General features: G+C 61.6%; 15 protein-coding genes and 1 tRNA gene. 3 read left to right on the forward strand and 13 right to left on the reverse strand.

The window, feature by feature from the left end; translation table 11 throughout:
* The first annotated feature begins 94 nt into the window (after nt 1-94).
* A complete protein-coding gene (locus AC1L6K_RS17200) occupies nt 95-1186 on the forward strand; it encodes a chitinase (protein ID WP_480950051.1) in 1092 nt (363 codons plus the stop codon).
* Between the two features lie 5 nt (nt 1187-1191).
* Here AC1L6K_RS17200 and AC1L6K_RS17205 read toward each other — a convergent pair whose 3' ends face one another.
* The 5 genes from AC1L6K_RS17205 to AC1L6K_RS17225 all read right to left on the reverse strand — a co-directional run bounded on the left by AC1L6K_RS17205 (nt 1192) and on the right by AC1L6K_RS17225 (nt 11337).
* Nucleotides 1192-1962, reverse strand: coding sequence for a hypothetical protein (locus tag AC1L6K_RS17205; protein WP_480950052.1), 771 nt, complete (start codon nt 1960-1962; stop codon nt 1192-1194).
* A 91-nt stretch (nt 1963-2053) separates the two neighbouring features.
* A complete protein-coding gene (locus tag AC1L6K_RS17210) occupies nt 2054-3061 on the reverse strand; it encodes a dTDP-glucose 4,6-dehydratase (protein ID WP_480950053.1) in 1008 nt (335 codons plus the stop codon).
* A gap of 40 nt (nt 3062-3101) precedes the next feature.
* Nucleotides 3102-4511: a nucleotide sugar dehydrogenase gene (locus tag AC1L6K_RS17215; RefSeq protein WP_480950054.1), complete on the reverse strand. Its 1410-nt coding sequence runs from the start codon at nt 4509-4511 to the stop codon at nt 3102-3104.
* Nucleotides 4512-5932: 1421 nt separating this feature from the next.
* A complete protein-coding gene (locus tag AC1L6K_RS17220) occupies nt 5933-8599 on the reverse strand; it encodes a LuxR C-terminal-related transcriptional regulator (RefSeq protein ID WP_480950055.1) in 2667 nt (888 codons plus the stop codon).
* A complete protein-coding gene (locus tag AC1L6K_RS17225) occupies nt 8599-11337 on the reverse strand; it encodes a helix-turn-helix transcriptional regulator (RefSeq protein WP_480950056.1) in 2739 nt (912 codons plus the stop codon). The genes AC1L6K_RS17220 and AC1L6K_RS17225 overlap by 1 nt, the downstream gene beginning before the upstream one ends.
* Before the next feature lie 1655 nt (nt 11338-12992).
* On the opposite strand from AC1L6K_RS17225, the gene AC1L6K_RS17230 reads away from it, so the two are divergent.
* A complete protein-coding gene (locus AC1L6K_RS17230) occupies nt 12993-16406 on the forward strand; it encodes a cell wall-binding repeat-containing protein (protein ID WP_480950057.1) in 3414 nt (1137 codons plus the stop codon).
* A 774-nt stretch (nt 16407-17180) separates the two neighbouring features.
* Here AC1L6K_RS17230 and pth read toward each other — a convergent pair.
* Together pth and AC1L6K_RS17240 are read right to left on the reverse strand one after the other, a co-directional pair.
* Nucleotides 17181-17753: an aminoacyl-tRNA hydrolase gene (gene pth / locus AC1L6K_RS17235; protein WP_480950058.1), complete on the reverse strand. Its 573-nt coding sequence runs from the start codon at nt 17751-17753 to the stop codon at nt 17181-17183.
* 12 nt (nt 17754-17765) lie between these two features.
* A complete protein-coding gene (locus AC1L6K_RS17240) occupies nt 17766-18341 on the reverse strand; it encodes a 50S ribosomal protein L25/general stress protein Ctc (RefSeq protein ID WP_480950059.1) in 576 nt (191 codons plus the stop codon).
* 374 nt (nt 18342-18715) lie between these two features.
* On the opposite strand from AC1L6K_RS17240, the gene AC1L6K_RS17245 reads away from it, so the two are divergent.
* Nucleotides 18716-19546: a type IV toxin-antitoxin system AbiEi family antitoxin domain-containing protein gene (locus tag AC1L6K_RS17245; protein ID WP_480950060.1), complete on the forward strand. Its 831-nt coding sequence runs from the start codon at nt 18716-18718 to the stop codon at nt 19544-19546.
* Between the two features lie 161 nt (nt 19547-19707).
* On the opposite strand, the gene AC1L6K_RS17250 is transcribed toward AC1L6K_RS17245, so the two are convergent.
* The 6 genes from AC1L6K_RS17250 to AC1L6K_RS17275 all read right to left on the reverse strand — a co-directional run bounded on the left by AC1L6K_RS17250 (nt 19708) and on the right by AC1L6K_RS17275 (nt 26521).
* Nucleotides 19708-20688: a ribose-phosphate diphosphokinase gene (locus AC1L6K_RS17250; protein ID WP_480950061.1), complete on the reverse strand. Its 981-nt coding sequence runs from the start codon at nt 20686-20688 to the stop codon at nt 19708-19710.
* Nucleotides 20689-20727: 39 nt separating this feature from the next.
* Nucleotides 20728-22224 carry a bifunctional UDP-N-acetylglucosamine diphosphorylase/glucosamine-1-phosphate N-acetyltransferase GlmU gene (glmU, locus tag AC1L6K_RS17255; RefSeq protein WP_480950062.1) on the reverse strand — a complete coding sequence of 499 codons (1497 nt, stop codon included), beginning with the start codon at nt 22222-22224 and terminating at the stop codon, nt 20728-20730.
* 102 nt (nt 22225-22326) lie between these two features.
* Nucleotides 22327-22401: transfer RNA gene (locus tag AC1L6K_RS17260), tRNA-Gln, on the reverse strand.
* A gap of 149 nt (nt 22402-22550) precedes the next feature.
* Nucleotides 22551-23399, reverse strand: a complete 849-nt coding sequence (locus tag AC1L6K_RS17265; protein WP_480950063.1) for a type IV toxin-antitoxin system AbiEi family antitoxin domain-containing protein — start codon at nt 23397-23399, stop codon at nt 22551-22553.
* A gap of 256 nt (nt 23400-23655) precedes the next feature.
* On the reverse strand, nt 23656-25434 hold the full coding sequence (locus AC1L6K_RS17270) for an ABC-F family ATP-binding cassette domain-containing protein (RefSeq protein ID WP_480950064.1): 1779 nt from the start codon (nt 25432-25434) through the stop codon (nt 23656-23658).
* A 61-nt stretch (nt 25435-25495) separates the two neighbouring features.
* Entirely contained in the window at nt 25496-26521 is a 1026-nt protein-coding gene (locus tag AC1L6K_RS17275; RefSeq protein ID WP_480950065.1) for a 4-(cytidine 5'-diphospho)-2-C-methyl-D-erythritol kinase, read from the reverse strand.

Below are 26521 nucleotides of genomic sequence, written 5' to 3' on the forward strand. Positions count from 1 at the left end.
GACCAATCCGCGGCCGAGCCCGCAAGGAGGCAGATTGGCTGAGGGGAGGCACAATCGTGTCGCATTCCTGGACGCCGGGAGATGGTTCAGAACATTGCGTCAGTTCGTTGCCGGCTATTTTGCAGGCCACGGCTTGAGGCACATCCTGCCTGCCACCAGCGCCGCCGTCATCCTCGCCCTGGTGCTTGTTGGATTCCTTGTGTGGCGGGGCAAGGCAATTGACAAAGAAGCATGGTTTGCCGGCTACGTGGACGTCACCGTGAGTCCGGCCTATGAGATCCAGTCACGGGCTTCCGGTATTGCGAAGAATGTGGTGTTGTCCTTCATCGTGGCCGATCCTGCCAATCCGTGCGTGCCGCACTGGGGCACCGAGTACAACCTCGACGAAGCCGGCGCATCACTTGGCCTGGATGCCAACCTTGCACAATTTCGCAAGCGCGGCGGACACGCCGCCGTCTCCTTTGGCGGAAGCACAAATACTGAATTGGCCGTGTCCTGCACCGATGTGCCGTCGCTGCAGGACGCATATTGGACCGTCATGGACCGCTATGAAGTTTCCACCCTCGACTTTGACATCGAAGGGGACGGGCTGGCCGACGCAGCTGCGGGGGTTCGACGTGCCGAAGCAGTCGAACACGTGCAGACAAAACGTCATGCCCAGGGCAAAATACTGGATGTTTGGCTCACCCTGCCGGTTTCACCCCACGGTCTGACCGACGACGGCGTGGCCCAAGTGGAGGCCATGCTCCGGGCGGGCGTGGACCTTGCCGGGGTAAATCTCATGACCATGAATTACGGTGACAGCCGGCCGCCCGGCCAGAGCATGCTCGAAGCATCCGAGGAGGCGGCCCTGGCCGCCCATTCACAATTGGGCATCATCTACCAGCGGGCGGGACAAGACCTCGACAGCCAATCCGTGTGGGCCAAGATCGGTCTCACGCCGATGATTGGGAGCAATGAGATCGCCACCGACGTTTTTGACCTTGAGTCCGCCGGACAGTTCGCGAAATTCGCCGAGGCAAACAAAGTCGGCCGAATGTCCATGTGGTCCCATAACCGGGACACAGAATGCCATCCCGGGGGTCCGGAACCGGCCTCGGCCTCGCATGTTTGCAGCGGGGTGCCCCAAGAGGACGGCGCATTTGCCGAGGCTCTGGGCCCGGCATTCAGGGGCACATTCAGGTAGGGATCCTAGTTATTCACCTGGCTGGTCGTGACAGTGGCCTTCCACGGCCCGTCGGGCACATCCGAGGCTTCCACGAACTGCCAGCTGACAATGTCATTTTGCCCATCCAACTCGTCGAAAGCCAGACAGCCATTGAGCGCAGGCGAGACATCCATGCCGGCGCCGTTGAATTTCTTGTTGACCGGCCGGGCATCATCGGAGCCAAATACATAGGCTTTGTCGTGGTATTGACCGGGACCGGCATCCTCGACCTGACCGTAGCAAACGTGCCCGTCCTTGACTATCCGGACCCAGCGGTTCTTCATGTAACTGAAATCGCTGTTCGTGGCCTGACCGGCGTACCCGGGATCGTTGGCCCACGGAACGACTGAGGCCCGCTCGGCAAACGCCGTCGGATCGTTGACGTCGTCGTAGGGCAAATCCAGGTAGAAGGGATTCTCAAGGGGCGCCATTGAGCTGGGCTGGTAACCATTGGCCGCAACTCTAGGTTCGGTGCTGCAGCCCGGTGTGAGAACGCCGTCGCACCCCCCGTAGCTGGCCTGCCAATCCTTGTCGTAGGTGGAGTACACCTGGCTGCCATCGGCAGCGGTTGGGTCAAACACTTCGCCCACCCAGAAAGTGGTCGCCACGATGCCGGTGTGCAACGGATACTTGCCGACTGAAGCAGGCGGTGCCGAGCACCCAGGCACCATTAGCAGCACCAGGAGAGCGGCATAAAGTGCGGCCCTGCGCAGCCCGAGGTGTGCAAATGATGGCTGGGTGATCGTTTCATGCATCCTGTTCCTCTCCTGAGGTTCTTGCATTCACCTATTTTCCCCTTTTCCTGGAAACAGCAATACGCACCCAGCACTGCTCACTCCCATGGGGCTAGTGGCTGACGATGGGAATTTTTGTTGATGCCGGCTCCGTGGCGGCGGACTTGCGTTGGTCGTCTGCAACACTGAGGATGATCTCGTCAAGTGTGGTTTTGGGGTCAAATCCCACCAGTTGCAGCGACTTGGTGTTGTTCGGCACGCGGCGGCGCATGTCCTCATAACCTTCCGCATAGGCCTCCTCGTACGGCACCAAGATGATCTTGCTGGGACTGCCCAACAGCTCCACTATTCGGTGGGCCATTGCCAAGATCGAAATCTCGTAGCTTCCGCCCAGGTTGTATGCGTTGCCGTAGGCGCTGGGTTCCGCGGAGATCCGGGTGATTGCCGGAACAATGTCCCCAACGAAGGAGAAGCACCGTGTCTGCAGGCCGTCGCCGTATACCGTCAGCGGTTCACCAGCCAAGGCCTGCTTGATCAGCCGGGGCACCACCATGCCATACCGTCCGGTCTGGCGCGGCCCCACTGTGTTGAAAAGCCTGACAATGGCAACGCGCAAACCATACTCACGCCAGTATGAGTGGGCAAAAGCCTCGTCGATTCCCTTGGCCGCCGCGTAGGTCCAACGGGACTTCAGCGCCGATCCGAGGATGCGGTCCGACTCCTCGTCGAGACTGTCCGACGCGTTCTTGCCGTAGATCTCGCTCGTGGAAGCCAGAAGCAGGCTGGCCCCGGAATCAAGCGCCGCATCCAGCACCACCTCCGTGCCATGGATGTTGGTTCGCAGGCTTTCCAGCGGGTGCTCCACGATCAGGTTCACACCCACTGCGGCGGCCAGGTGGAAAACCCTGTCGGCGCCCTGAACCAGATCATCCACGGCTGCCCGGTCGAGGATGTTGCCCTCGGTAAAGCTGAATTTCGGGTGGTCCATCACTCCGCTGAGGTTCTCGATCTGTCCGGTTGAGAGGTTATCCAGAACGGAGACCTCATCGCCGGCAGCCAACAGGTATTCCACCAGGTGCCCGCCAATGAACCCGGCACCCCCGGTAATTGCAGTTTTCATGCTTGTTCCTTCCTTGTAATTGCCAATGTTCGGTGGATTTCTACAGCCTGATGATGTTCTTGGCGTTCGGCAGCTGATAGGTGGTGTCCAGCACCACCGGCACATCGTCGAGCCAAGCCAAGTCCACGCCGGCGTGCCGGGTGTGGACTATCACCAGGTCCGGGCTCCACTCCGCCGGGTCTTCCAGTGAGACCAAGGCTCCCCCGTCGCCGTCGGGCGCGGTGGGGCACCAGTGGTCGACATAAGCCACCTCGGCGTTCTCGGCCCGGAGAGAGGCAATGATTTCCAGCGCCGGGGACTCGCGGAGGTCTTCGACGTCGGGCTTGTACGCCACCCCGACAATCAAGATCCTCGAGTAGCAGAGTCCCTGGTCCCGGTCCGAGAGTATGCGGCGGGCCCGCTCAACGACATGGTGCGGCCTGCCGGAAATGCCGGCCATGGCACTTTCAATCACCGGACTGCCCATCCTGGACTTGCGGAGCTGCCACAGCAGATAGTGGGGATCACAGGGGATGCAATGACCGCCCACACCGGGGCCCGGGGTGAACCGCATGAAGCCGTAGGGCTTGGTTGAGGCGGCATCGATGACATCCATGACCTCAATATTCAGGTTCTGGCAGATGTCGGCGAATTCGTTGGCCAGCGCTATGTTGACTGCGCGGAACGTGTTTTCCACCAGTTTCGTCATCTCTGCAGCGTCGGCGGAGGGGACCACGTGGACGGATTTTGTGACTGTCTTGAGCAAGGCCTCGGCTACTCTGCCGCAATCCTCCGTGACGCCGCCCACCACACGGGGAACATCCTCATGCGAGAAGGAATCAACACCTGGGTTGATGCGCTCGGGCGAAAAAGCCACGGAGATATTGGACCCGGCAATCAGGCCGCGCGCGGCCAACGGCACTGCCAGCATGTCCCTCGTCGAACCAACATAGGTTGTGGAGGTCAGCATGAGCAGCTGCCCCTCAACCGCATGCTCGACCACGGCGGAGCAGGCCGAGCGGAGAATGCTGAGGTCCGGAACCAGGTATGGGTCCACTGGGGTGGGAACACAGACCACAACGGCGGCGGCCTGCGAAATGAGGGACAAATCCGCGCTGATTACAAAACCTGGATCATCCAAGGCCACGCTCAACCGTGCCTTGTCAGATCCCAAAAGGTCTGCTTCCAGGGAACGAATGACAGCCAACCTGCGCTCTGAAACGTCCAGACCCACGACTTTCCTGCCGGAGGCATTAATGGCGAGCGCAGTAGGCAATCCCACATACCCAAGTCCGACGATCGCGACGTCGTACAAGAAGGGGGTGTCGGTCTTCAGCGGCTCTACCAAGCCGGCCGCACCCTCAGGGAACCATTCTGTCTCACCGAGGGTGGTTACTGCTGCGGTTGATTGGTCCGGTGCTTGAGCTGCAAAAACCAACTCGTGCGTCTCGTCCTTTGTAGTGTGTGTCATAGCGTTCCGACCTCCCCTTATTTTTGAATTGCGTCAATTAATGTATTTGATTGACCCCTGAAGACCTGCAATGATTCTCGACGCCAAGCGCCTGGTTGCCTGCCTCATGGATCTTTTTGGTGGCTGCCAGTATTAACTGTTATTGGATGTCGCCTTCAAATAATTGACGATTTTGTAATAACTAACTCATGCGTGGCCGGAGCGATTCTTGCTGCGGCCAGTTCCGGACAATTTCATCCCATGAGTTCGTTGAATTCACCAATAAAATCAGCCTATGAAACGAATTCACCCTGGACACGAGTGCACCGTACCCGTCTTTGGAACGACACTTTCCTTCGTCCACCAGAGATACGCGGCCCACTACCGCCCAGCACTCGCTTCGCTACCTAAGCCCAACTCCGGACATGCCCCCCAGGGCGGCTGCAAAGTCGTTTGGCTGATATTGATGCCGGCCAGCTTGAGTGCTCGGTCGAGGCAGCTGCGGGCTGCGCGTGTGGCTTTGGCGAGGTTGGATTCTCCTTGGCGTCCGAGAATCGTGATGGCGATGTTCCGCAGGCAGGCCATGACTCGTGGTGCTTCACCACTGCAGACCTGATTATGGTCCGCTTGCCAGGTCACGTCGCGGCGGCAGTGGAGCCCGTTTTCGATGATCAAGTGGTCACGGATCCACGACCCTGTCCCTGCCGTTGGCTGTTCCAACGGTCTGGTTCCCGTTGCTGACCCGTTTCCAGGGAAGGTCGGCATGTTTGCGTTGGGTATGGGGTGTATCCGCCGAAACGACAACACCAGCAAGGTCCTTGACACTGTCAACACCGCCGTCCAATGCGCTCTCGTGCCGCCGCCGTTCTTGGCTCCGCAGGCTTCCTTTGCACCACGAGCAATCGCAGACACCGAACACATCATGATGACCAGCAAATGCTCGAAACGGTGAGGAACCCCGCGTTTCTTGCGCGGATCCGGCAGCTCACACAGAGCAGCTAGGACCTTGCCGGGATCAACCTCCACAGCACCCGCGGCGGAGGTTGATGAGCAAGCCAACGAGAGAAGAGGAAATGCGAAAAATCTTGGCAATCCAACAGCTTGGACATCATCTGGATTTACGGGAGTTCTCACTTTTTAATAGCCACGACACTATTCGCCCCACATATTAATATGACGCCCATTCGTAAATGACCAAGCGCGACCCAGGATACGCCCAAGGTGCGGGTGACCGGAGGGCATTTAACCCACTGCTCCCACCGGTCATGGCGTGTCAGTCACTTATCACCGGACTCGTCTGACGCTCGTGACCAACCTGCGTTGACCCATTGCCAATAGCGGCAGGGTCAATTCCCATGGAGTGGTGTAACCGTTTTGCGCTGCATCGAGAAAAATGCGTATCTTAACTGTTGTTTCCTGCCGTCGTCAGGCCGGGCAATCAATCACAAAAGCCACGACTCAGAGGGAGTATTCGCAATCTCTGACCTGTCCGATATGCCAAGCTTGGCGAAGATGCGGTAAAGGTGGCCCTCCACCGTTCGCAAGGACAGCCCGAACTCATCGGCGATCGCCCTGTTGCTTGCTCCGCCCTGAACCAGGACTGCCACTTTCCGCTCACGACGCGTCAGCTGCGGACCGCTGCTCAAGCGTGCCGCCAACGGGCTGCGCCCGTAGATCAACCGTGTCAGACGGCGCTTGGCCAGCCGCTGTGCACCGTGCAGACGATATTTATCCCCGCGCCTGCTCAGGATGGCCACTGCGTTGGCGGCACTTCGGGCGGCGGCCAATTCGCGTCCGTCACTCTCGGCGTCGTCGCTGAAAGCCAGTAGTGCCATGGGATCCTTTTCGGCCAAGGCCTTGGCATAGGCTGCCGCATGTTCGGCATCCGGGCCCTCACACCGCTGCGCAACCGCCTTCAGGCGCAAGGCCAGTCCCACGTCCCCGGCATGGATTCCCAACGTCAGGACGTCCATTTCAATGTGGACCATGCCCAGCGCCGCGGCCTCATCGGCAACTCGTCGCAGGCTGGTGCGTGGATTGCCTTCAAATGCCCCTCGTGCCGCAAACACATAAGCCCTGGACCGGAGGCACGCCGCCAGGTCCCGGCCAGGACCCTCGGCCTCAAACAGTTCGGCGTACCGCTCGGTTACGGATTCCTTGCCGAGCACTGAGGCGGCATATGCCGTTGCTGCCAGTGCCAGCGGCAGATCGTTTCCCGGGTCCGAATTATGCAGGGCTTCAACAGTTTGAATTAATCCACGGAGGGCGTCGTTCATTGCACCTTGGGCCACATCGCAGAGCCCCGCGGCCAGCTGGCATGTCCCGCCATGGAAAAGCAACGAGGGACCATTGCGTTCCAATTCTTCGTCCACGGCGCTCCGCAGGACGCCTAATTCCCCTGCACTGCACAGTGCTGACAGTTGGCGCCGCAACACAAATTCTTGGAAGTAGATGAGCGAGCCACCGTTTCTTTCCAGTATCCCGGCGGCTTCGAGGTAAAATTTGCGTGCTGTGTTCGCCCGTCCGGTCGCTGTCATGCTCTCAGACAAGAGTGTGCAGGCAACCAGCCTGTTTTCGGAGTACGCGTCCGACGCCGCATGAATTTTAGTCAGTTCGTCTTCCGTGGCCAGGTAGCTTCCGGCCGCGTTCATAACCTGGATTTCAAGCAGCCGCACACTCGCCAGATGTTCAGACACCGATTTTTCCTGCAGCTGGCCCTCGCGCTCCAAGCGGTCGACCGCGGCACGCCACGTCTTTGCAGTGTCGGCGAGCGCAGCATCGTCGCTCCCCGGACGCAGCCCCGCATGCCCGGACAGGGCAGCAGCCATGTGGACCACTTCGGGGCTGGGCGACTGGCGCAGGATTTCACGAACAGCTGCTGACAAGGCTTGGTGTTCCCCTCGCCAATACAGGCTCCTGGACTTTTCAAGACGTGCCGCCTCCATGAGCTGCGGCGCCGCCACGGCTGCCGCCGCCCTTTCAGCCAGCTCGGGCAGACTGGAACGGTTGGCGAGCTGCGCTGCCAGCAGGACGTCGTCGTCGGACATCTCTATGCCATCCTGCAATGCCCAGTCAACGTAGTGAATCAGCGCCGCACCGCTTGCTTGGGATGAATTTGCCAGGGAGATCATCCGACGTCGAATGGCAAGGGTCCTTGCCGCCGGCAGAAGGTCTGCGATTACCTCCGCCATGGACGGGACAGCCAGTGAGACAAGTTGGGACGGGAGGGCGGATATTTCTATTAGCTTGGCCTCCTCCAAACCTTCGACTGTGCTCCGGCTTGAGATCTGGTGGATCATGTCCAAGTCGATGGTCCCGGCAAGGGCAACATACTCCAGTGCCTGTCGTTGCGCTTCGCTCAGCTGCTGGAGTCGGTTTCGGACAACATTGTGTATGAGGGTGGTGGAACCCCGCGGTTCCCTCGCAAGCAACCAGACACCGTTATGCTCGGCCAACGTTCCATTTTCGCGTGCATGCTTGATCAGTTCCAGCAGAAACAGGGGGTTGCCCGCCGCTTGCCGGCACAACAGTGCAGTTGTGATTGGAAAAACCTGTGGTCCAAGAGCGAGGATGCAGAGCTCCTGCATGGTCTCGGGAGCAAGCGCCGTTAATTCAACACTTTTGAGAAGGCCATCGGAACACATGGCCCAAAGTTCGTCCGGGGCGGCCGGGAATGGTTCGCAGAGAAAGAGGAATTTGGCCTGGTTGGCTGCGGCCAACTGGGCCAACAAAACTGCGCTGCTGTCATCAAGGAACTGGGCGTCCTCGATAACAAGGACAGCACATTCATCGGCGCCCGTTTTCAACGCTGTGGCCAGTACCCTGAGAACCAGGGAGGGTGGGCTGGTCCGGCCTTCCGGCATCCCGGTGAGGAACGGTGCCAAGGCGCCATAGGGTTCGTCCGACAGCACTGGAGACGCGAAGGCATGAAACGGACGAATCCTTGCACCGCCACGTGCAAGTACAGCGGCCGCCACGGATGTTTTTCCCATGCCTTCATCGCCGACGATCAAGGCGCCGTGCCCTTCAACGTCCAGGAGCGAGCCCAGGACTTCGTCGATGACGTGGCTGCGCCCAAGAAGGCCGTCCTGCATGTGAGGCTTTGCCACTACCATTCCCCCTTGGCCTGTTCCAAGGCGAGCTGCAGCTCGGAGCGTTCGGATATGCGCAGTTTTCCGAAGATTTGATACAGGTGACCCTCCGCAGTCCGGATGGACACATGCAGTCCCGCAGCGATGTCCTTGTTACTCGCACCGGCGGCTGCCATGGCGGCAATTTCCAGTTGTCGGGAGGTGAGCGGCTGTCCGTCGCGTGCCCGCTTGGTGTTGACGTCCATGTTCCGGCGGCTTGAATCCATGAGGCCGGTCAGGTGCCGGTGTTGGCGTTGGTCGACTGACCCCAGTGCCAACGCAGCCTCGACGGCGTCGACCACGGCTGCGTCGTTGCCGTCCTCAGCGGCAAGCTCGGCTGCAAGCGCCAGGACACCAACATCGCCTGTCAGTCTTCCCTCGGCAAACGCCCGGTAAAACGAGCTGCAGCCGGCATCGCACCTGTCAGCGGCAACCATGAGCCGCTCAGTGATGCCGGCGGCACCGAGCCGGAGTGCCAGGCCCAGCGACGCGACTTCCCAACTGTCGCGTCCAGCCTCCAGGTCCGCATCTGCCATGTGTAGCAATTGCGCGATGCTGCCGGCCCGGTCCCCCAACTTTGCCCTGGCTTCAAGTTCAAAGTAGCGCCCGACTCGTCCCATCAGCCACGGTGCACCGCCTCGATAGCGCTTGAATTCTGCAAGGTATCGGGCAGCGGCATCGTTGTCTCCCGAAAGGACCGACGCGTATGCCGCCGCTGACAGTGCCAGACCCAAGGCCCCGTTTTCGTCCCGCAACCGCAACTGGGCGATTTCCGGCAGCAAAAGGGACAGACCGTGGCCGCCGTGTCCGCGGGCAACTGTCAGCAAAGCGACGGAAAGGTCGGTGAAGGAACTGCTGTGAACGCCGGAGTTTTCTGGCGGCTGGTCATGGAATCCACGGGCCAGTTCCTCCGCCGAGTCCAGTCGTCCGGTAGCCAAATTCGTGTAGAACAGGAGCTCTCGTGCCTGTGCGGCACTACTGGGAGGCAGCCCTTCGAAAGCCGCCAGTATTTTGTTCGTGAATCCTGCGGCTTCGGGGGCATGTCCGGACGTGGCCGTGAGCAGGCTCAGGTGGCTCCACAGCAACACCTCAGTGTTATCCCCGGGCTGCCCCTCGCCCGCAAATTCCTGGCTGCGGATGAGATCGGCGATGGCCTCGGAAAAGTTCCCCGTCCAACAGGCAGACTTGGCGCTGGCCAGTGCCAAGTCTCTGCGCAGTGCGCCAATATTTGGTTCGTTTGGCTCTATCCTGAAATCCCGGGAATCGGGATAAAGTTCGCCCCGGACTTTCATCAGATTGGCATCAGCTTCAGCCCACGTGACCTCGGAGGCAACAAGCACCGTCGTCTCCGCCAACAAAAGCCGCACCCATTCAGTAAGTGTGGGCTCCTCGTGTCTGGAGGAATGAAAGGTTTTAAGCGCTTCAGTGGCGGCCTTGCAGTTACCCGAAATCATGAATGCCCTGACCGCCTCGGCCGTCGCATTGATCGTTGCAGGCTGCCGGTCCATGGTCGCAAGGAAACGCAGCGCAAGCCTCGGTCTCATCTCGTTGTTGGCGGTCCGGGCAGCCGACACGGCTTCAACATTGCTTAGCCCACGACCGCATTCCAGCGTCCATTGGGCCATCCCCACACTGTCGGGATCAACAGCAGAACACGCCATGGCTGAAGGGGCGTGGACACTTTCCCAGAGCGAATTGCTACGTCCTGCAGGTACCCGCCCGCGGACAACCAAGGCCAGCAGCGGGCTGCTGGCCTTGACCCTGTTGCCGGCGTCGATGGTGACCATCCCCAATTCCTCCAGGTTATCGACGTCGTGGTCATCGACAATCGCCAAGAGGGCATCGATTGAAATCGACCGGGACAATGCGACAATTTCGAGTGTTCGCCGCTCCGACGGACTGAGCTTGCGCAGCTGATTGACGAACAGCTCGGACGGGGTCCGTTCATTTTCCGCCACCGATTCGTCCAGGCACCACATCCCGTCGAGGCTAACAAGTGCACGTGACTTCGCCATTTCGTCGCTGAGAGCACCCAAGAACAGCGGGTTCCCGCCACTCGTCTCCCACAATTTTCGGCCGGCCAGGCGCGACATGCTCCCGCCCAACCAAGTTTCCAGCGATTTGACCGCTTCACGGAACGAAAAGGGCTCAACGGTTATCTGCCGTACATAGCCGTCCTTCACCAAATTGGATAGTTCACGAGGCAGCGGATCCGAACTTCCACACGTCAACAACAGTCGAATGTGGCCACCTCTGGCAAGTTGGGCCAAGACAACGGCCGAGTGCTCATCCAGGTCATTGGCGTTGTCGACGAGAATACAGACGTCTTTCCCGTTGGACATCGATTGCAGGCGCCCCATGGTGTCCGTCAATACCTGGACCGGGTGACTGGTGTTTCCGGGGTCCGATTCACTGAGGAGGGAGGCCAACGCACCATAAGGCACGGACGAAATTTGAGCACTTGCGTAGAGGCGGACCACCAAGGCAGCCGGCTGCAATGCCTTGACTACTTGTACCGCCAAGTGACTCTTGCCGATCCCGAAAGGTCCTGTCAACAGGATGCCCAGACCCATGGGCGGGTTTGTGCCACAGCCTGCGGCCGGCCCGAACTCTTCAACGATTCCCGTGATCACCGATTCTCGTCCTGCGACCAGCCATTCCATGGGCGTAGCTTGCACCGCGGTCATCTCCCCGTATCTATTCCGCAAAAACTGCACAGGAACTTTCCTTTGCAGCATGCCCCCAATGGAGCGCGATCGTGACTGAGCCGCATGGATTATAGATTCCAAACTTGTTGGACCCTAGAAACCATTCAGTTGTCTGGTCCATGCCAAGCGCGCATGTGTATTTCGACCGACGCTTCACGGTATCCAGTTGCCCACGGGGCTTGCACGAGTACTGGATACCTGTTTCCGAACACTCGAACTACCTGTTTTTGCCCGAAGCTACTTATTTTCAGGCGAAATCTGCAGCCTGGCGGCACTCACGGGAAGTCGTCCACTCGCAAAAACAAGCTGCGGTGCGCATCCGGTCGCATTGGGACCAAGAGGACACCTCCGCCCTGCCGGCTGGCTGTGGCATGGGTGCTTCCTGCAGTGGCGGGGCACATCCACGACACGCGTTCCCCTCTTCGAATCTGAAGTACAGGCTCCACTGCCTGGCAAGGAAAATCTGGACGCCTTCCCGACTAAATTGAGCAGTCTCCAGTCGGGCAGGGTGGAAGCCTTGATCTGACGGACCGCGCGGCCGGAGTCCGAGATCCTGAGTCCGGAGTCCGGAGTCCGGAGTCCGAGACCACCCGGCCACCCCTGTTGCCCGTGCCTGCCACGGAATTTCACGGCGGTGTGGACGGCTTGGAACTGGAAGCCCGTCTGCCCGGCCCCGAAGACTTCGTTGCCGCGGCCGGGTGGTTGACGGCCATGGGAATGCCCGGCTGACACGGCCTGCGTGTTGCACCCCGGGAGACTTGGCAACCTGCCAGCTCGGCAACCAAGTAAATAGTGAGTGTGCAGGCGGGTACTTGGGAGGCGAATGGGCGAACCCTCACAATGTAGTCAAGTAGTGGCCACCCGTGTTTGTCAGGCTCAAAAGGGTTCTACTTGAATTACATTCGGTGGCATGCGGTCGGCTGGACGCGAGCAGTTGGCTTGCAGCGGAACACCAGTCATGTGCCCCGGATGGCGGGCGGCTTCAGGAAGTACTCAGGCAAGTCGAAATGCTGAGAATTCTCCGATGCCACACTCATTACCCTGCGAGGTGCCAGCCACCAAGCTCCCAGTTCGGAACCGGCGGCGGAAAGGCCTTCTGAGACCAAGGCCTTCCCCCAGCCGTCGTCGGTTCCTTCCCCGTCACCTCTCCAATCCAAGGCCGTGCGGACCAACCGCACGCCGCAATCGGCGTCGTGCCGACGTTCCGACATGCCGATTACAGCATCGGGCCAGGCGCCCTCCGCGGTCAGTACGCTGCTGTGCAGGCTGTCCGAATGCCCAGCAGCAGCCATCTTGTCCACGATGAGTTTCACACTTGCCGGCAACACACCGAGGCTCTGGTTGGGTACGTGGACAGTGATTCTCCCCCGTCCACCAAGCCCGAGGCTGCACGTGGCCACCGTCATTTGTCTTTGCAAAGACAAGTAGCGGGTACTCTATGAGGCCCCAATACCCGCACGTACGCTTTTCGACAGATGGCTCGCGTTTCGATGCCAACTGCGGGGGCTTGGGATTCCACAAGAATCGGAAGTTTGATTGGCCGCACTTATCCATCATCCTCATTGCCGACACTGACAGACATCCCCACCTACAGGATTAACGGACGCAACTTGGCGTCCAGGGATGGAACTGCATTGACGGCGTCTTAGAAACTAGGAGTTCCGATGTACCCACGACGAACCGGCCTGATCCCTCAGGCCGACATACCCAAAGAGTCTCGGCCGCTGGTGCGCGGCCCCAACAGTTGGCTCCGCGGCGTCGCGTTTGGCAGTGCTCTGGTCCTCATCACGGGTGTGATGGTCGGTACTGTGGTTGCCGCCCCCGCCCAAGCAGCACCAGGTGACCCCACGGTCATCAGCCTGACTTTCGATGACACCAACCTCGACCAGTTTGCTGCTGCGGCGACAATGACATCGCTGGGCCTGCATGGAACGTTCTACTCGAACTCCGGCTGGATTGGCCTGCCCGAATACATGACTGCCGCCCAACTTCTGCAGTTGCAATCGGAAGGCCACGAAATCGGCGGCCATACGGTCAACCATGCGGACCTGACCGCCGTGTCGGCAACCGAAGCGACAAGGGAGATCTGCAACGACAGAGTGGCCCTGACAAACTTGGGATTCAGGATCACCAGCTTCGCCTATCCCTATGCCAACACCAATGCCGCTGCGGAAGCCATCGTCCAGGGCTGCGGTTATAACAGTGCCCGCGGCCTGGGCGACCTGTTCAGCACCCCAGACCCTGAGGGGGCCGGCTTACCCGCTGCCGAGACCATCCCGCCAGCCGACCCCTATGTCCTGGCGGCCCCCATCGAGGTTGACAGCACCTGGACACTGGCAGACCTGCAGGCTTCTGTCACCAGCGCTGAGGCCAACGGCGGCTGGGTCCCGCTGACCTTCCATCATATTGCCGTCGGAACTGATCCGACGTTGACCATCAGCCCCACCCTGTTCACCGAGTTCGTCACCTGGCTGAAAGCAGAGCAGGATGCCAACCGGGTGAGCGTCAAGACTGTCGACGGCGTCGTTGGCGGCGCAGTCCAGCCCGCAGTTCCCGGCCCGGGGTTGCCCCCGCCACCGCCGGAAGGCACGAACATGATTCAGAACCCAGGGATGGAAACCCTGGTCAACGGCTTCCCCGAGTGCTGGACAGGGACCGGCTTTGGCGTCAACACGGCAAACTACTCGGTTGTCGAGCCCGGGCGTAGCGGAGTCAATGCCGGAAATGCGGTCATGACTGAATACGTCGATGGCGATGGGAAGTTTTTGCAGACCCTGGACACCGGAAGCTGTTCTCCTGCTGGAACACCTGGACACATCTATACGCTTTCGGCCTGGTATAACTCCACAGCTCCGACCCAATTTGAAGCCTATTACCGGTCAGCAGCGGGAGGCTGGGTCTATTGGACAGCCAGCCCGCAATTCCCGGCAACCACCGACTGGACTCAAGTCACCTGGACCACGCCGCCCCTGCCCGCCGGTGCCACCGGCGTCAGCTGGGGCCTGAACATCTTCTCCAACGGCACCATCACCACCGATGACTATTCAATGATCGACGTCACCAACCAGACGGCGTTCACCGCCGCCCCGGTGCCAACAATCACCGGAAATACGGTCTCCGGCCAGCTGCTGACCGCAGTTGCCGGAGCATGGGCCCCGGCACCGGATGCCTTGGCCTACCAATGGAGCTCCAACGGTGCGGCGATCACCGGTGCGACGGCCAGCACTTACACGCTGACCAGCACCGATATCGGCAACACCATCACTGTCACCGTCACGGCCACCAAGGCCGGCTACGCAACGACAGCAAAAACCAGCATAGCCACAGCCGCAGTGACGGCAACTGAGTTCACGGCCGCCCCGGTGCCAACAATCGCAGGAAGCCCGGTTTCCGGCCAGCAGCTGACCGCAGCCACAGGAACCTGGGGCCCGGCCCCGGACGCCTTTACGTACCAATGGAACGCCAACGGTGCGGCCATCACCGGTGCGGCTGCCAGCACCTACTCGCTGACCAGCACCGATGTCGGCAAGACCATCACGGTCACCGTCACCGGCACCAAAGCCGGCTACGTAACGACCGCAAAAACCAGCACGGCCACAGCCGCGGTGACGGCAGCACCGCCGACGGCGTTTACCGCCGCCCCGGTGCCGACCATCACCGGGTCAACCGTTGCCGGACAAAAGTTGACTGCGGTTGCAGGAACCTGGAGCCCGGCCCCGGTCACCCTGACCCTCCAGTGGAAGCGCAACGGTGTAAACATCACCGGCGCGACGGCCAGCACCTACACACTGACCAGCTCCGATGTTGGCAAGACCATCACCGTCACCGTCACCGGAACCAAAGTCGGCTACGTAACGACCGCAAAAACCAGTGCAGCCACCGCCGCAGTGACGGCAGCAGCGCCGAAAGCGTTCACAGCGGCGCCGGTGCCTAAGATCACCGGGCAGCTGGTTTCCGGACAAAGCCTGACTGTGGTGACGGGAACCTGGGGCCCTGCCCCGGTGACCCTGGCCCGCCAGTGGAAGCGCAACGGTGTAAACATCACCGGGGCAACGGCCGCCATCTACAAGCTGACCAGCACCGATATCGGAAAAAACATTACGGTCACCGTCACCGGCACCAAGGCTGGCTACACAACGACCGCAAAAACGAGTGCAGCCGTGGTTCCAAAGTCCCGGGTCACCCGGATCGGAGGGGTCAACAGGTACGCGGTCTCCGCCGCAGTCTCAAAATCGACCTTCTCCCCCGGGGTCAGTATCGCGTATGTCGCCAGTGGAGCCGTCTTCCCTGACGCGCTCTCCGGTGGCGCTGCCGCTGCCAAGACTGGAAGCCCGGTGCTCCTGGCCGCCACCAATGGCATCAGCCCTGAGGTCAACGCCGAACTCGCTCGTCTCAAGCCACAGAAGATCGTGGTCCTGGGCGGCACCGGCACCTTGAGCAACAACGTGCTGAACGTCTTGAAGAAGTACAGCCCGATTGTCACCCGGATCGGAGGGGCCGACAGGTACGCGGTCTCCGCCGCAGTCTCAAAATCGACCTTCTCCCCCGGGGTCAGCATCGCGTATGTCGCCAGTGGAGCCGTCTTCCCTGACGCGCTCTCCGGTGGCGCTGCCGCTGCCAAGTCCGGAAGCCCGGTGCTCCTGGCCGCCACCAACGGCATCACCCGGGAAGTCGCCGCCGAACTCGCCCGTCTCAAGCCACAGAAGATCGTGGTTCTGGGCGGCACCGGCACCTTGACCAACAACGTGCAGAACGCGCTGAAGAAGTACAGCCCGATCGTCACCCGCATCGGCGGGGTCGACAGGTACGCTGTCTCCGCCGCAGTCTCGAAGTCAGCCTTCTCCTCCGGGGTTGATATCGCGTATGTCGCCAGTGGAGCCGTCTTCCCCGACGCGCTCTCCGGTGCAGCTGCTGCAGGGAAGACCGGCAGCCCGGTCCTCTTGTCGGCACCAAATGTCCTGCCTGACACTGTCAAGGCAGAACTCAGCCGCCTTAATCCCAAGAGGATCATCGTCCTCGGCGGTACGGGCACCCTCAGCAACAGCATACAAACTCAGCTGGACGCCTACATCGGTTAGCCCCGACACCGCCGCTGGGTCTGCCAGCGGCGGTGATGGGACCGACTAGCTGGATTACCTCCGGACGTTGGTCACATGCAGTACAAATGCCACGGAACCCGGTGTGGCGGTGGCGCCGTTAGGAGCCGCCACCGCCGTGCCGGACTTGGCGCGGCAGCAGTCGGGCCGTCGCCAGCCCTGAGAATGAGTCTGACAACATTGGGGCTCGCTAATTTTAGTGGTCACTGGTTGGTGGCCAGTCTCACAGATAGGACGCGGACATGGTCAATGAACAGTTTGATCGAATCGCAGTACAGCAGCGCGACTTCTGGGAGGGAGTGATGCGGGAGTCTGATGATTGGGACATCAGAGGGCTAAGTGCCAGCAGGCCCGGTTTGGTGGGCGTAAACGCACGTGAGGTGTCGGCGGACGCATGGTTTTGGTATTGGAATGGATATTGCCCCGCTGATAACCGCCGTTAGTGCATACGGTGTCTGCAAGTGACACGATCACTAACGGCAGCCACTGAAAGGTGTACGGCTCGGTGCAGGGCGTTGTCCATGAAATCCTCGGACCAGCGATATACCTAGTGCAATCATGTCGTTGCTGTTGGGCTTGACTGCTGGTGGAGCCGGGGTTGTTCACCCAACCAGGACTTCACCGAGTCCCGAACACACTGGCCGACGCCCGTTGGCCCCTTGGCTGGGCAGCAACTTGGGCCCTGACTGCGCAGTAACTGGTCTCGACAAAACCCAGTTCAAACAGCCACGCGTTACTTAAATTCGGGGCACATGCTTAGTGGAATTTCTCCTGGGCTGCCAGCAAGCCCTCGGCCACAAGCAGTTCGACAGCGTCGGCTGCGTTGTCTATCAAAAACGGCAGCGCCTTGTTTTCGGTCGACGAGAAGTCGCGCAGCACGTGGCTGGCGGCGTCGGCGCGGCCGGGCGGGCGGCCAACTCCCGCACGGACCCGGTAATAGTCTTTGGTGCCCAGGGTCCGGGAAATGTCCCGCAGGCCATTGTGCCCGCCTTCACCGCCACCAATTTTCAGTTTCACGGTGTCAAAGGGAATGTCGATCTCGTCGTGGACGGCGATGACGTTCGCGGCGGGGAGGTTGTGAAACTTGGCGAGTGCCGCCGTCGGACCTCCATTGAGGTTCATGAAGACGGCAGGCTTGGCCAAAATAAGCTTGTGCCCACCGATCGCCAAGCGGCCGGTGGCAACCAGCGCCTTGGCTTTGTGGGTCTTGAAAGTGGCCCCAAGGCGGGAGGCAAGTTCCTCAACCACCATGTAACCAATATTGTGCCTGTTGCGGCTGTAGCCGGGCCCGGAATTCCCGAGCCCGACTACAAGCCAAGTATCACTCATGTGAGTTGGTGATTACTCTGCAGCAGCTGCTACGGTCTCAACTTCAGCAATGACAACCTGCTCGGCAAAGTGCACGATCAGCAGGTCGACTTCGTTGACAAGCTCAACACCGGCAGGCAGAACCAGTCCGCTGGCCAAGATGTGCTGGCCGGCGGTGCGGCCTTCAATGTCAACCTCAATGCGGCTGGGCACGTTGGTGGCGTCGGCGGAAAGGCTGACTGTCATTTCTTCCTGGTTGACAACTACGGAGGGAGCAGGCTCGCCCGTGAGGTGTACAGGAACGTCAACAATGACCTTCTCACCCTTCTTGACTGTCAGAAGGTCGATGTGCTCAACGATCTGCAGTACGGGGTCGCGCTGGACATCCTTCACCAGGGCGAGGTGCTCAACGCCGTCGACCGTAACGGTCAACAGGGCGTTGGACGCGCGGATGGCGCGAACGGTCAGGCGCTCCGGAAGGACGATGTGCAGGGGGGCTACGCCGTGGCCATAGATAACGGCGGGGATCTGGTCCGCGCGGCGGATGCGGCGTGCCGCGCCCTTGCCGAATTCGTTGCGTGCTTCGCCGATCAGGTTCAAATCTGACATGAAAAAACTCCTTCATACTTTGGGGTGGGCGTGGACTAAACAGGTCAACACAATCCATCAAAGATTCAGGAGCGTAGAAGACCCAGTCGATCACGGACACTCACAAATGGAGCGTCCCTCGCCAAGGTTTACGTCAACAAGTTTAGCAGAAGCACGGAGGGCGGCTGACCGCGGCGTGGGTGATCAACCGGCGCGGAGTTGGCCACCAACTTGGCGCCTGGTGTCACCCGGCGCCAAGTTCAGCATGAACACTGCGCGGAATTTTCAGTTGTCCGCCGTCTTCATTCCCCCACAGCGGTGCGGGCCCCGCATCTTGTCCACATTTTCCTCGACGGGGCTGTTGCCGGCATTGGCGAGTCGACACGATGGCGGGTATGGCAAATGTACGAGCCCCGAACCCACTGTCAGTTGTTGCTGAGATCAAGCGATTCGGCAAAGTTGCCCGCAGAAGGGACCTTCTTGCCGCAGGCTGCACCCCGAAGGCACTTGAGGAAGCGCTCCGGTGTGGACAGGTGAAGAAGGTTGCCCGTGGGCACTACGCCCTGCCCTGGGCAGATCCCCAAGATGTCATTTGTGCCCGCCACCAGGCACGGCCTGCATGCTTCACCATGGCCCGGCAGATGAAGCTTTGGGTCATTAAGGATCCCAAACTCCCACATGCTGCCACCGCCAGTGGACATCCCATTCCTGGATTCGTCGTCCACAGGGTCAGCGGGATCCCGACATTGATGGACGTGCTGCGTCAATGTGTTGCCTGTGGCACAGAAGTGGAAGCCTTGACTGTTCTGGAGTCTGCAGTGGTCAAAAAGCACTGCACCATTCCCGAATTGCGTGCCGAATTTTCGGGGCGCTCGGACGCCCGGGCGCGGGCCATTATTGAGCTACTGGATCCCCAGTCGATGTCGATCATCGAAACGGTGGCCCGCTACTATCTGCGCAAGGAGGGATATAACGTGCAGGGTCAGTATTTCCAGAAGAATGTGGGCCATTTGGATCTGTTGGTGGAGGGCCTGCTTGGAATCGAAACGGACGGGAGGGAATTCCATGACAATTACAACGGCTGGGAGAATGATCTCCAGCGGGACAACTTTCTGGTCATCAACGGACTCTGGCACCTCCGCATTCCCTCATCCGTGGTGTTGCATCGTCCTGACCTGATGATTGAGTGGGTGCGGATGGCCCTGGCCCGAATCACGGGCGGCTGACCGCGGAGTGGGTGATCAACCGGCGCGGAGTTGGCCACCAACTTGGCGCCTGGTGTCACCCGGCGCCAAGTTCAGCATGAACACTGCGCGGAATTTCCGCAAAACGCCAACGGCCGCCGGCCCCTGAGCGGGACAAGCGGCCGTTGGCTGGGAAACAGGGGTTAGGCGTCGCCGTCGAACAGCGAAGTGACCGAACCGTCCTCGAAGACTTCCTTGATGGCCCGTGCCAGCAGCGGCGCAATGGAAAGCACCGTCAGGGTCTCGAAGCGCTTTGACTCCGGGATCGGCAGGGTGTCGGTGACGACGACCTCGCGTGCGCCGCAGTTGGCGAGGCGCTCGGCGGCCGGGTCGGAGAACACGGCGTGTGTGGCGGCGATGATGACATCCTTGGCGCCGGCATCCTTGAGGACGCGCACGGCGCCGGCGATGGTGCCGCCGGTGTCGATCATGTCGTCGATCAAAACGCAGGTGCGTCCCTTAACCTGACCCACCACGGTCTTGGACACAGCCTGGTTGGGGACTGTCAGGTCGCGGGACTTGTGCACGAAGGCCAGGGGCGCCCCACCCAGGCGCTCCGCCCACTGCTCAGCCACGCGCACGCGGCCGGTGTCGGGCGAAACCACTGTGACGGCGTCCTCCCCCACAATCTTGCGAATGTGCTCAGCCAACAGCGGGATGGCAAACAAGTGGTCAACGGGGCCGTCAAAGAAACCCTGGATCTGTGCGGTGTGCAGGTCAACGCTCATGATCCTGTCGGCGCCCGCAGTCTTGTACAGGTCTGCCACCAGTCGGGCCGAGATCGGCTCGCGGCCGCGGCCCTTCTTGTCCTGGCGCGAGTACGGGTAGAACGGGGCCACCACTGTGATGCGGCGGGCGGAGGCACGCTTCATGGAATCAACCATGATCAGCTGCTCCATGAGCCAGTTGTTCAGCGGCGCCGGGTGGGCCTGGATGATGAAAACTTCCTTGCCGCGCACGCTCTCGCCGGAACGGACGTAGATCTCACCGTTGGCAAAGTCGTAGGCCGACATGGGCAACAGCTCTGTCCCCAAACAGCGTGCCACTTCCTCGGCCAGTTCCGGGTGTGCCCGACCGGTTGCCAACACCAGTTTCTTGTCGACGTTATGACTTAGTTCGCTCATGAATCCGCTTTCTCGCAATGGTGGGGTAGTTGAGAAGTTTTAGTTGGCTGCAGTGCCGGCGGCGCTGGGGGCGCCTGCGTTGTTGGCGGCGTCCGCGTTGTTGGCGGCGTCCGCCGAGATGCTGCCGGGCCGGTGTGTCGCGGTCCAGCCCTCGGCGTTGCGCTGCGGGGCCACGGTCAGGCTGAGCGCCCCCGCCGGGACGTCCTTGCGCACAATGGCGCCGGCGCCGGTGAAGGCACCGTCGCCCACGCTTACGGGAGCCACGAACACCGTGTTGGATCCTGTGCGCACGCCGGAGCCGATCTTCGTGCGGTGCTTGTTCACGCCGTCGAAGTTGGCCGTGATGTTGCCGCAGCCGATGTTGGTGTCCTCGCCGATTTCAGCGTCGCCGGCGTAGCCCAGGTGGGAGAGCTTGGAGCCGCGCCCGATCGTGACGTTCTTGGTTTCGTAGAACGCGCCGATCTTGCCGTCCGCGCCCAGAACCGTGCCGGGGCGCAGGTAGGTGAAGGGGCCGACGTGTGCGCCTTCGCCGATGATGGCCCCGGAACCGTGGGTGCGCGTGACTTCGGCTTTTTCGCCGATCTGCACGTCGGTCAAGGTTGAATCGGGACCCACGACGGCGTCGCGCGCCACAGTTGTCGTGCCGTGCAGCTGGGTGCCGGGCAGGATGGTGACGTCCTCGGCGAGCTGCACCGTGGAATCGATCCAGGTGGTTGCGGGGTCAACCACGCTGACACCTGCACGCATCCAGCCCTCAACGATGCGGCGGTTGTGTTCGGTGCCCAGCGCGGCAAGCTGCACGCGGTCGTTGGCACCTTCAACCTGCCAGCGGTCGCTGGTGGAGACCGCGGCGACGCGGCCGCCGTCGTTCCTGGCCAAGGCAAGGACGTCGGTGAGGTACATCTCGCCCTGGTTGTTGTCGGTAGTGACTCTCTTCAGCGCGGTGCGCAGGACGGCCGCGTCGAAGGCGTAGATGCCGGAGTTGATTTCGCGGATTTCACGCTCGGCGTCGGTGGCGTCCTTGTGTTCGCGGATGCCAAGCACTGTGCCGTCACTGGCGTCGCGGAGGATGCGGCCATAGCCGGCGGCGTCGTCGAGCACTGCCGTCAGCACCGTGACAGCATTTTTGTCCTGGTTGTGCGTGGCCACAAGCTCGGCCAGCAGTGCGGTTGTCAGCAGCGGGACGTCGCCGTAGGTGACAATGACGGTGCCGGTGACAAGCGCCTGGGCGTCAAGGGCCTCAAGGGCCTGCTGGACGGCGCGGCCGGTGCCGGGGACGTCGTCCTGGTCCACGATGTGCGCGCTGCCGTCAAGGGTGGCGATATGCGCGGCGACCAGTTCGCGTTCGTGGCGGACAACCACGGCAAGCTTGGCCGGGTCAAGACCCTTGGCTGCTGCAACTGCATGGCCAACCATGGAAATGCCACCAATGGTGTGCAAGATCTTGGGTGTGCGTGATTTCATCCGGGTACCGGCTCCGGCGGCAAGCACAATGACTGCTGCCGGGTTGGTGGTGGGGATGTCTTGGGGGCTCACTAAGTGGCACTCCTGCCCGGACACAAGTCCGTTTTCAAACGTACGCAATGGGAAACTATTCCATGGTACCTGTTTGGCGCAGGTCCCCGAGCTTTTGCCAAGTGGTTCCGCCCACAGGATTCGAACCTGTACTCCACAGCTCCAAAGGCTGGGGTGCTGCCGTTACACCAGGGCGGACCGTGCGCCACTTGCTCTCGCGAGAAGCTCACGAGAATATAGTGTGCCACGGCCATGGCATATTTCGCGACTTGAGAGCCCGCTGGGTTGAGTTTTTTCTGCCGATACGTGGCAAAGGTCACAGGCCAGCGCGGGGCCCTAAAGACGGTTCACCGCATCCCAGGTCTCTGTGCTGAGCGGATCCGGGCCAGGGCTTGCTCCACCCAGCGGAGCATAACCTCGGGCTGGTACATCACCACCGCGGCTGGAATTCTCAATCTCCACATGCCATTGAGGACGTACATGGTGTCGCGACGAAGATCCTCTTTCCACGCTTTCGGGTCATTGTGGTACTTTTCCCCGTCGGCTTCCAACCCCAGAACCCCGTCGACGAGCAGGTCCAGGTGCCCGGCATCCTTGACGTATGCCTGCCCCTGCACGTTGTATCCTGCCCGACGCAGGTGGTATCTGCCGCAAGTTTCAGCGATGGACATGGACTGCGGATCTATCATCGCCACGATTGCCCTGCCGGCAGCACCATCCCTGCCGGCGAATGCGGTGCGGAGGTGGTTGATGGAGCAGTTCTTGTTGACCACCGCCGACTCCAGGATTGCCAGCGCTTCAACTTCGGTGCCACACCGGACACACTGCCGGAGAATGTCCGTCAGCGTTTGGCCTCCTTTGACCCTGTGCACCACACACCCGGGAACCGGCCGCCCGTGGGCTGTGGCAACATGCAGTTGTTTCGGTTCTTCCAGCACCCACAGCCCAAGTTCAGCCGCTTTGCTCAGGCAGGTGCGCCGGGCTTGATGGGCGGCAAGGAAGGTGTCTTGGGCAGAAATTTGCGGAACTGCATATACGCCTCGCGCACGGCGCTGGATCAACCCGTCCGCAACGGCAACCCGGATCTGCCGGCTGGAATATCCGCGAGGCAGCAAATCTTTCTGCCGGGCGATCCCGCCCAGGGAGGCGACAACCGCTTCTATGGGCTGGGGTGCGGTACTTCTGCGGGGACTCATGGCACCATCGTCGGCCAATACCGGCGCTGGCGGCAGCCCCGGCGTCGTCATTGTGGACAAGTGGCGGCGGTGTCTGGGCTGTGGAGGAATTACCCAGCAGCCCCTGTCCCAATCTGCGCAGTGCTGGAGGCTGGCGTGCCGCATAACAGTGTCATGCGGCACGCCAGCCTCTAGTGTTGCGCAGATTAGGACGAGCAGCCCGGAACGCCGCTCAGACCAGGCAAATCAGCGCCACAAAGCCACCAAGTGCAGGCGGCTACTCCAGCACCTCGGAGGCGCCGAGCCATTCAAGCTCCAGGCCTTCGCGTTCCTTGGCGAGCTTGGCCAGCTTGGCGTTGAGGTCTGCCAGGACGTCGTAGTCGCCAACACTGGCAGCCATTTGGGCGTGAACCTTCGCATCGGCGGCGGAGTTCTTGCCCAGCTGGCGCTCCAAACGGTTCAGCACCTTGCGGGCATCGCGCTTCTGCGCCTCGGTGGGCCCGGACGGCGCAGCAGCAGCGGCAGCCCCGGGGCTGGAGGGCGACAGGCCGGCAGCCTCGCGCAGTTCCAGGTACTGGTCAACGCCGCCGGGCAGCCCGCGCAGCTGGCCGTCGCCGAGCAGCGCCATCTGATGGTCGGTGACGCGTTCCAGCAGGTACCTGTCGTGCGAGACCACCACGAGCGTGCCCGGCCAGCCGTCCAGCACATCCTCCACGGCGGCCAGCGTGTCGGTGTCAAGGTCGTTGGTGGGCTCATCGAGCATGAGCACGTTCGGCTCCCCCACGAGCAGGCGCAGCAGCTGCAACCGCCGGCGCTCACCACCGGAAAGGTCCTTCACCATGGTCCACTGCTTGTCCTTGGTGAAACCAAGCTGCTCCACGAGCTGGCCGGCCGTCATGTCCTTGCCGCCCACCTCGAAGGAGCGCTTCTCGCGTTCGATGACCTCGATGACGCGCATGTTCAGGACGTCGTCGAGCTCGTCCACTTCCTGGGTCAGCACGGCTGTCTTCACGGTTGAGCCGGTCTTGACCTTGCCGGACGACGGCGGGACCTCACCGTTGAGCAGCCTCAGCAGGGTGGTCTTGCCGGCACCGTTGACGCCGACGAGGCCGAGCCGCTCCCCCGGGGCCAGGCGCAGCGTGATGTTGTTGAAGAGTTCCTTGTCCCCGTAGCTCAAGGACAGGTTTTCCAGGTCGATGACGTCCTTGCCCAGCCGGGCGGTGGCCATCTTCGACAGCGCCACCGTGTCGCGGGGTTCGGGCACGTCGGCGATGAGGTCGTTGGCGGCCTCGATGCGGAACTTCGGCTTCGCCGTGCGGGCCGGGGCGCCGCGGCGCAGCCACGCCAGTTCCTTCTTGACCAGCTGGACGCGCTTGGATTCCATCACGGACGCCGACCGGTCCCGTTCGGCACGGGCCAGCACGTACGCGGCGTAACCGCCCTCGAACGGGTCAATGATGCCGTCGTGGACTTCCCAGGTGCGGGTGCACACCTCATCGAGGAACCAGCGATCGTGGGTGACCACGACGAAGGCGCCCTCGTTGGCCCGCCAGCGCTGCTTGAGGTGCTTGGCCAGCCAGGCCACACCCTCCACGTCAAGGTGGTTGGTGGGCTCATCGAGCATGATGACATCGTCATCGCCGATCAGCAGCTTGGCCAGGGCCACGCGGCGCTTCTGCCCGCCGGAGAGCGAGTGGATGTTGGCGTGCCAGTCGACCTCGCCCACCAGGGCGCCCATGATTTCGCGGATCTTGGGGTTGGAGGCCCACTCGTGGTCGGCCGCCTCCCCCACGATCGCGAAGCCGACTGTGTCGTCGCCGTCGAGCACGTCAGTCTGGTCAAGGTAGCTGACCTGCACGCCGCCGCGCACGGTGACGCGGCCGGAATCGGCAGTCTGCCGCCCGGCCAGCAGGCGCATTAGCGTGGACTTGCCGTCGCCGTTGCGTCCCACGATGCCAATGCGGTCCCCTTCTTCGAGGCCAACGCTGATGCCGTCAAGGACGGTTCGGGTGGCGAAGGCGACGCTGAGATTTTCCCCGCCAAGCAAATGAGCCACGTGGTACCACTTTCCTTACAAGTATTTATTGCTGATGATCAATTCTTTGCGGCACGGTCTGTCAGGGCACGAGGTGCGCTCCGTGCACGGGCCCTTCCACGGCCCACGCCTCATGACCGTGTTCGGCCAGGGCCGCGGCAAGTTCCCGGGCTTGTTCCGCGCCGGCGGCCAAAAAAGCCACCGTGGGTCCCGAGCCGGAGACCAGCGACGCCAGCGCCCCCAGTTCCTCCCCCTGGGCCAGTACTGCCGTCAGGGACGGGGCCAGTGATTCGGCCGCAGCCTGCAGGTCGTTGTGCAGCCATGTGGCCAGTGCGTGCGGATCCCCTGCCCGCAAGGCCGTCAGGACGCCCGACTCAACCTGCCCGGGCTCATCCACCGTAATTCCGGCAGCCTCCCGCAGATCGTCTAGCGTACCGTAAACCACAGGCGTTGACAGGCCAAAGCGGGCCGGCACCAGCACCCAGTGCAGTGGTGTGGGGGCCAGTGCCGCTGTGAGTTTGTCCCCAATGCCAAGTCCGACGGCGGCACCCCCCAACAGCGCGAACGGCACGTCCGCGCCAAGCTCGGCACCGAGGAGGGACAGCTCCTCGCGGGAAAGTCCCGTGTGCCAGAGCGCGTCGCAGGCGACGAGGGTTGCTGCCGCATCGGCGGAGCCCCCGCCCATGCCGCCGGCGATGGGCACGTGCTTGGTGATTTCCAGGTGGACGCCGCAGGGATCCTCGGCAATGTCCGCCACCAGCATTGCCGCCCGGACGGCAAGGTTGCTGCCGTCCAGTGGAATGCCCGCCAACGACTCAGGGTCAAGTGAACTTGCCTCGCTGATGCTCACGGTAATGTCGGCGGCGGGTGTGCCCGGTTTGGTCGTGGCCGCAATTTCTTCGTAGCGGGAGACGGCCAGGTAGGTGCTGGCCACGGCGTGGTAGCCGTCCTCGCGCAGCGGACCAACCTGGAAGAAGGCGTTGATTTTCCCGGGGGCCCTGACCTTCACGCGGTGCGGTGCCGGCCGCCACAAGGGATCCACAAATGACTCCGCTCCGGATGCTGCGCCGGAGTCGCCTGCCGTTCCTGCGTTGTTCAATGGGTCCAT

The sequence above is a fragment of the Specibacter sp. BI4 genome, assembly GCF_056680095.1.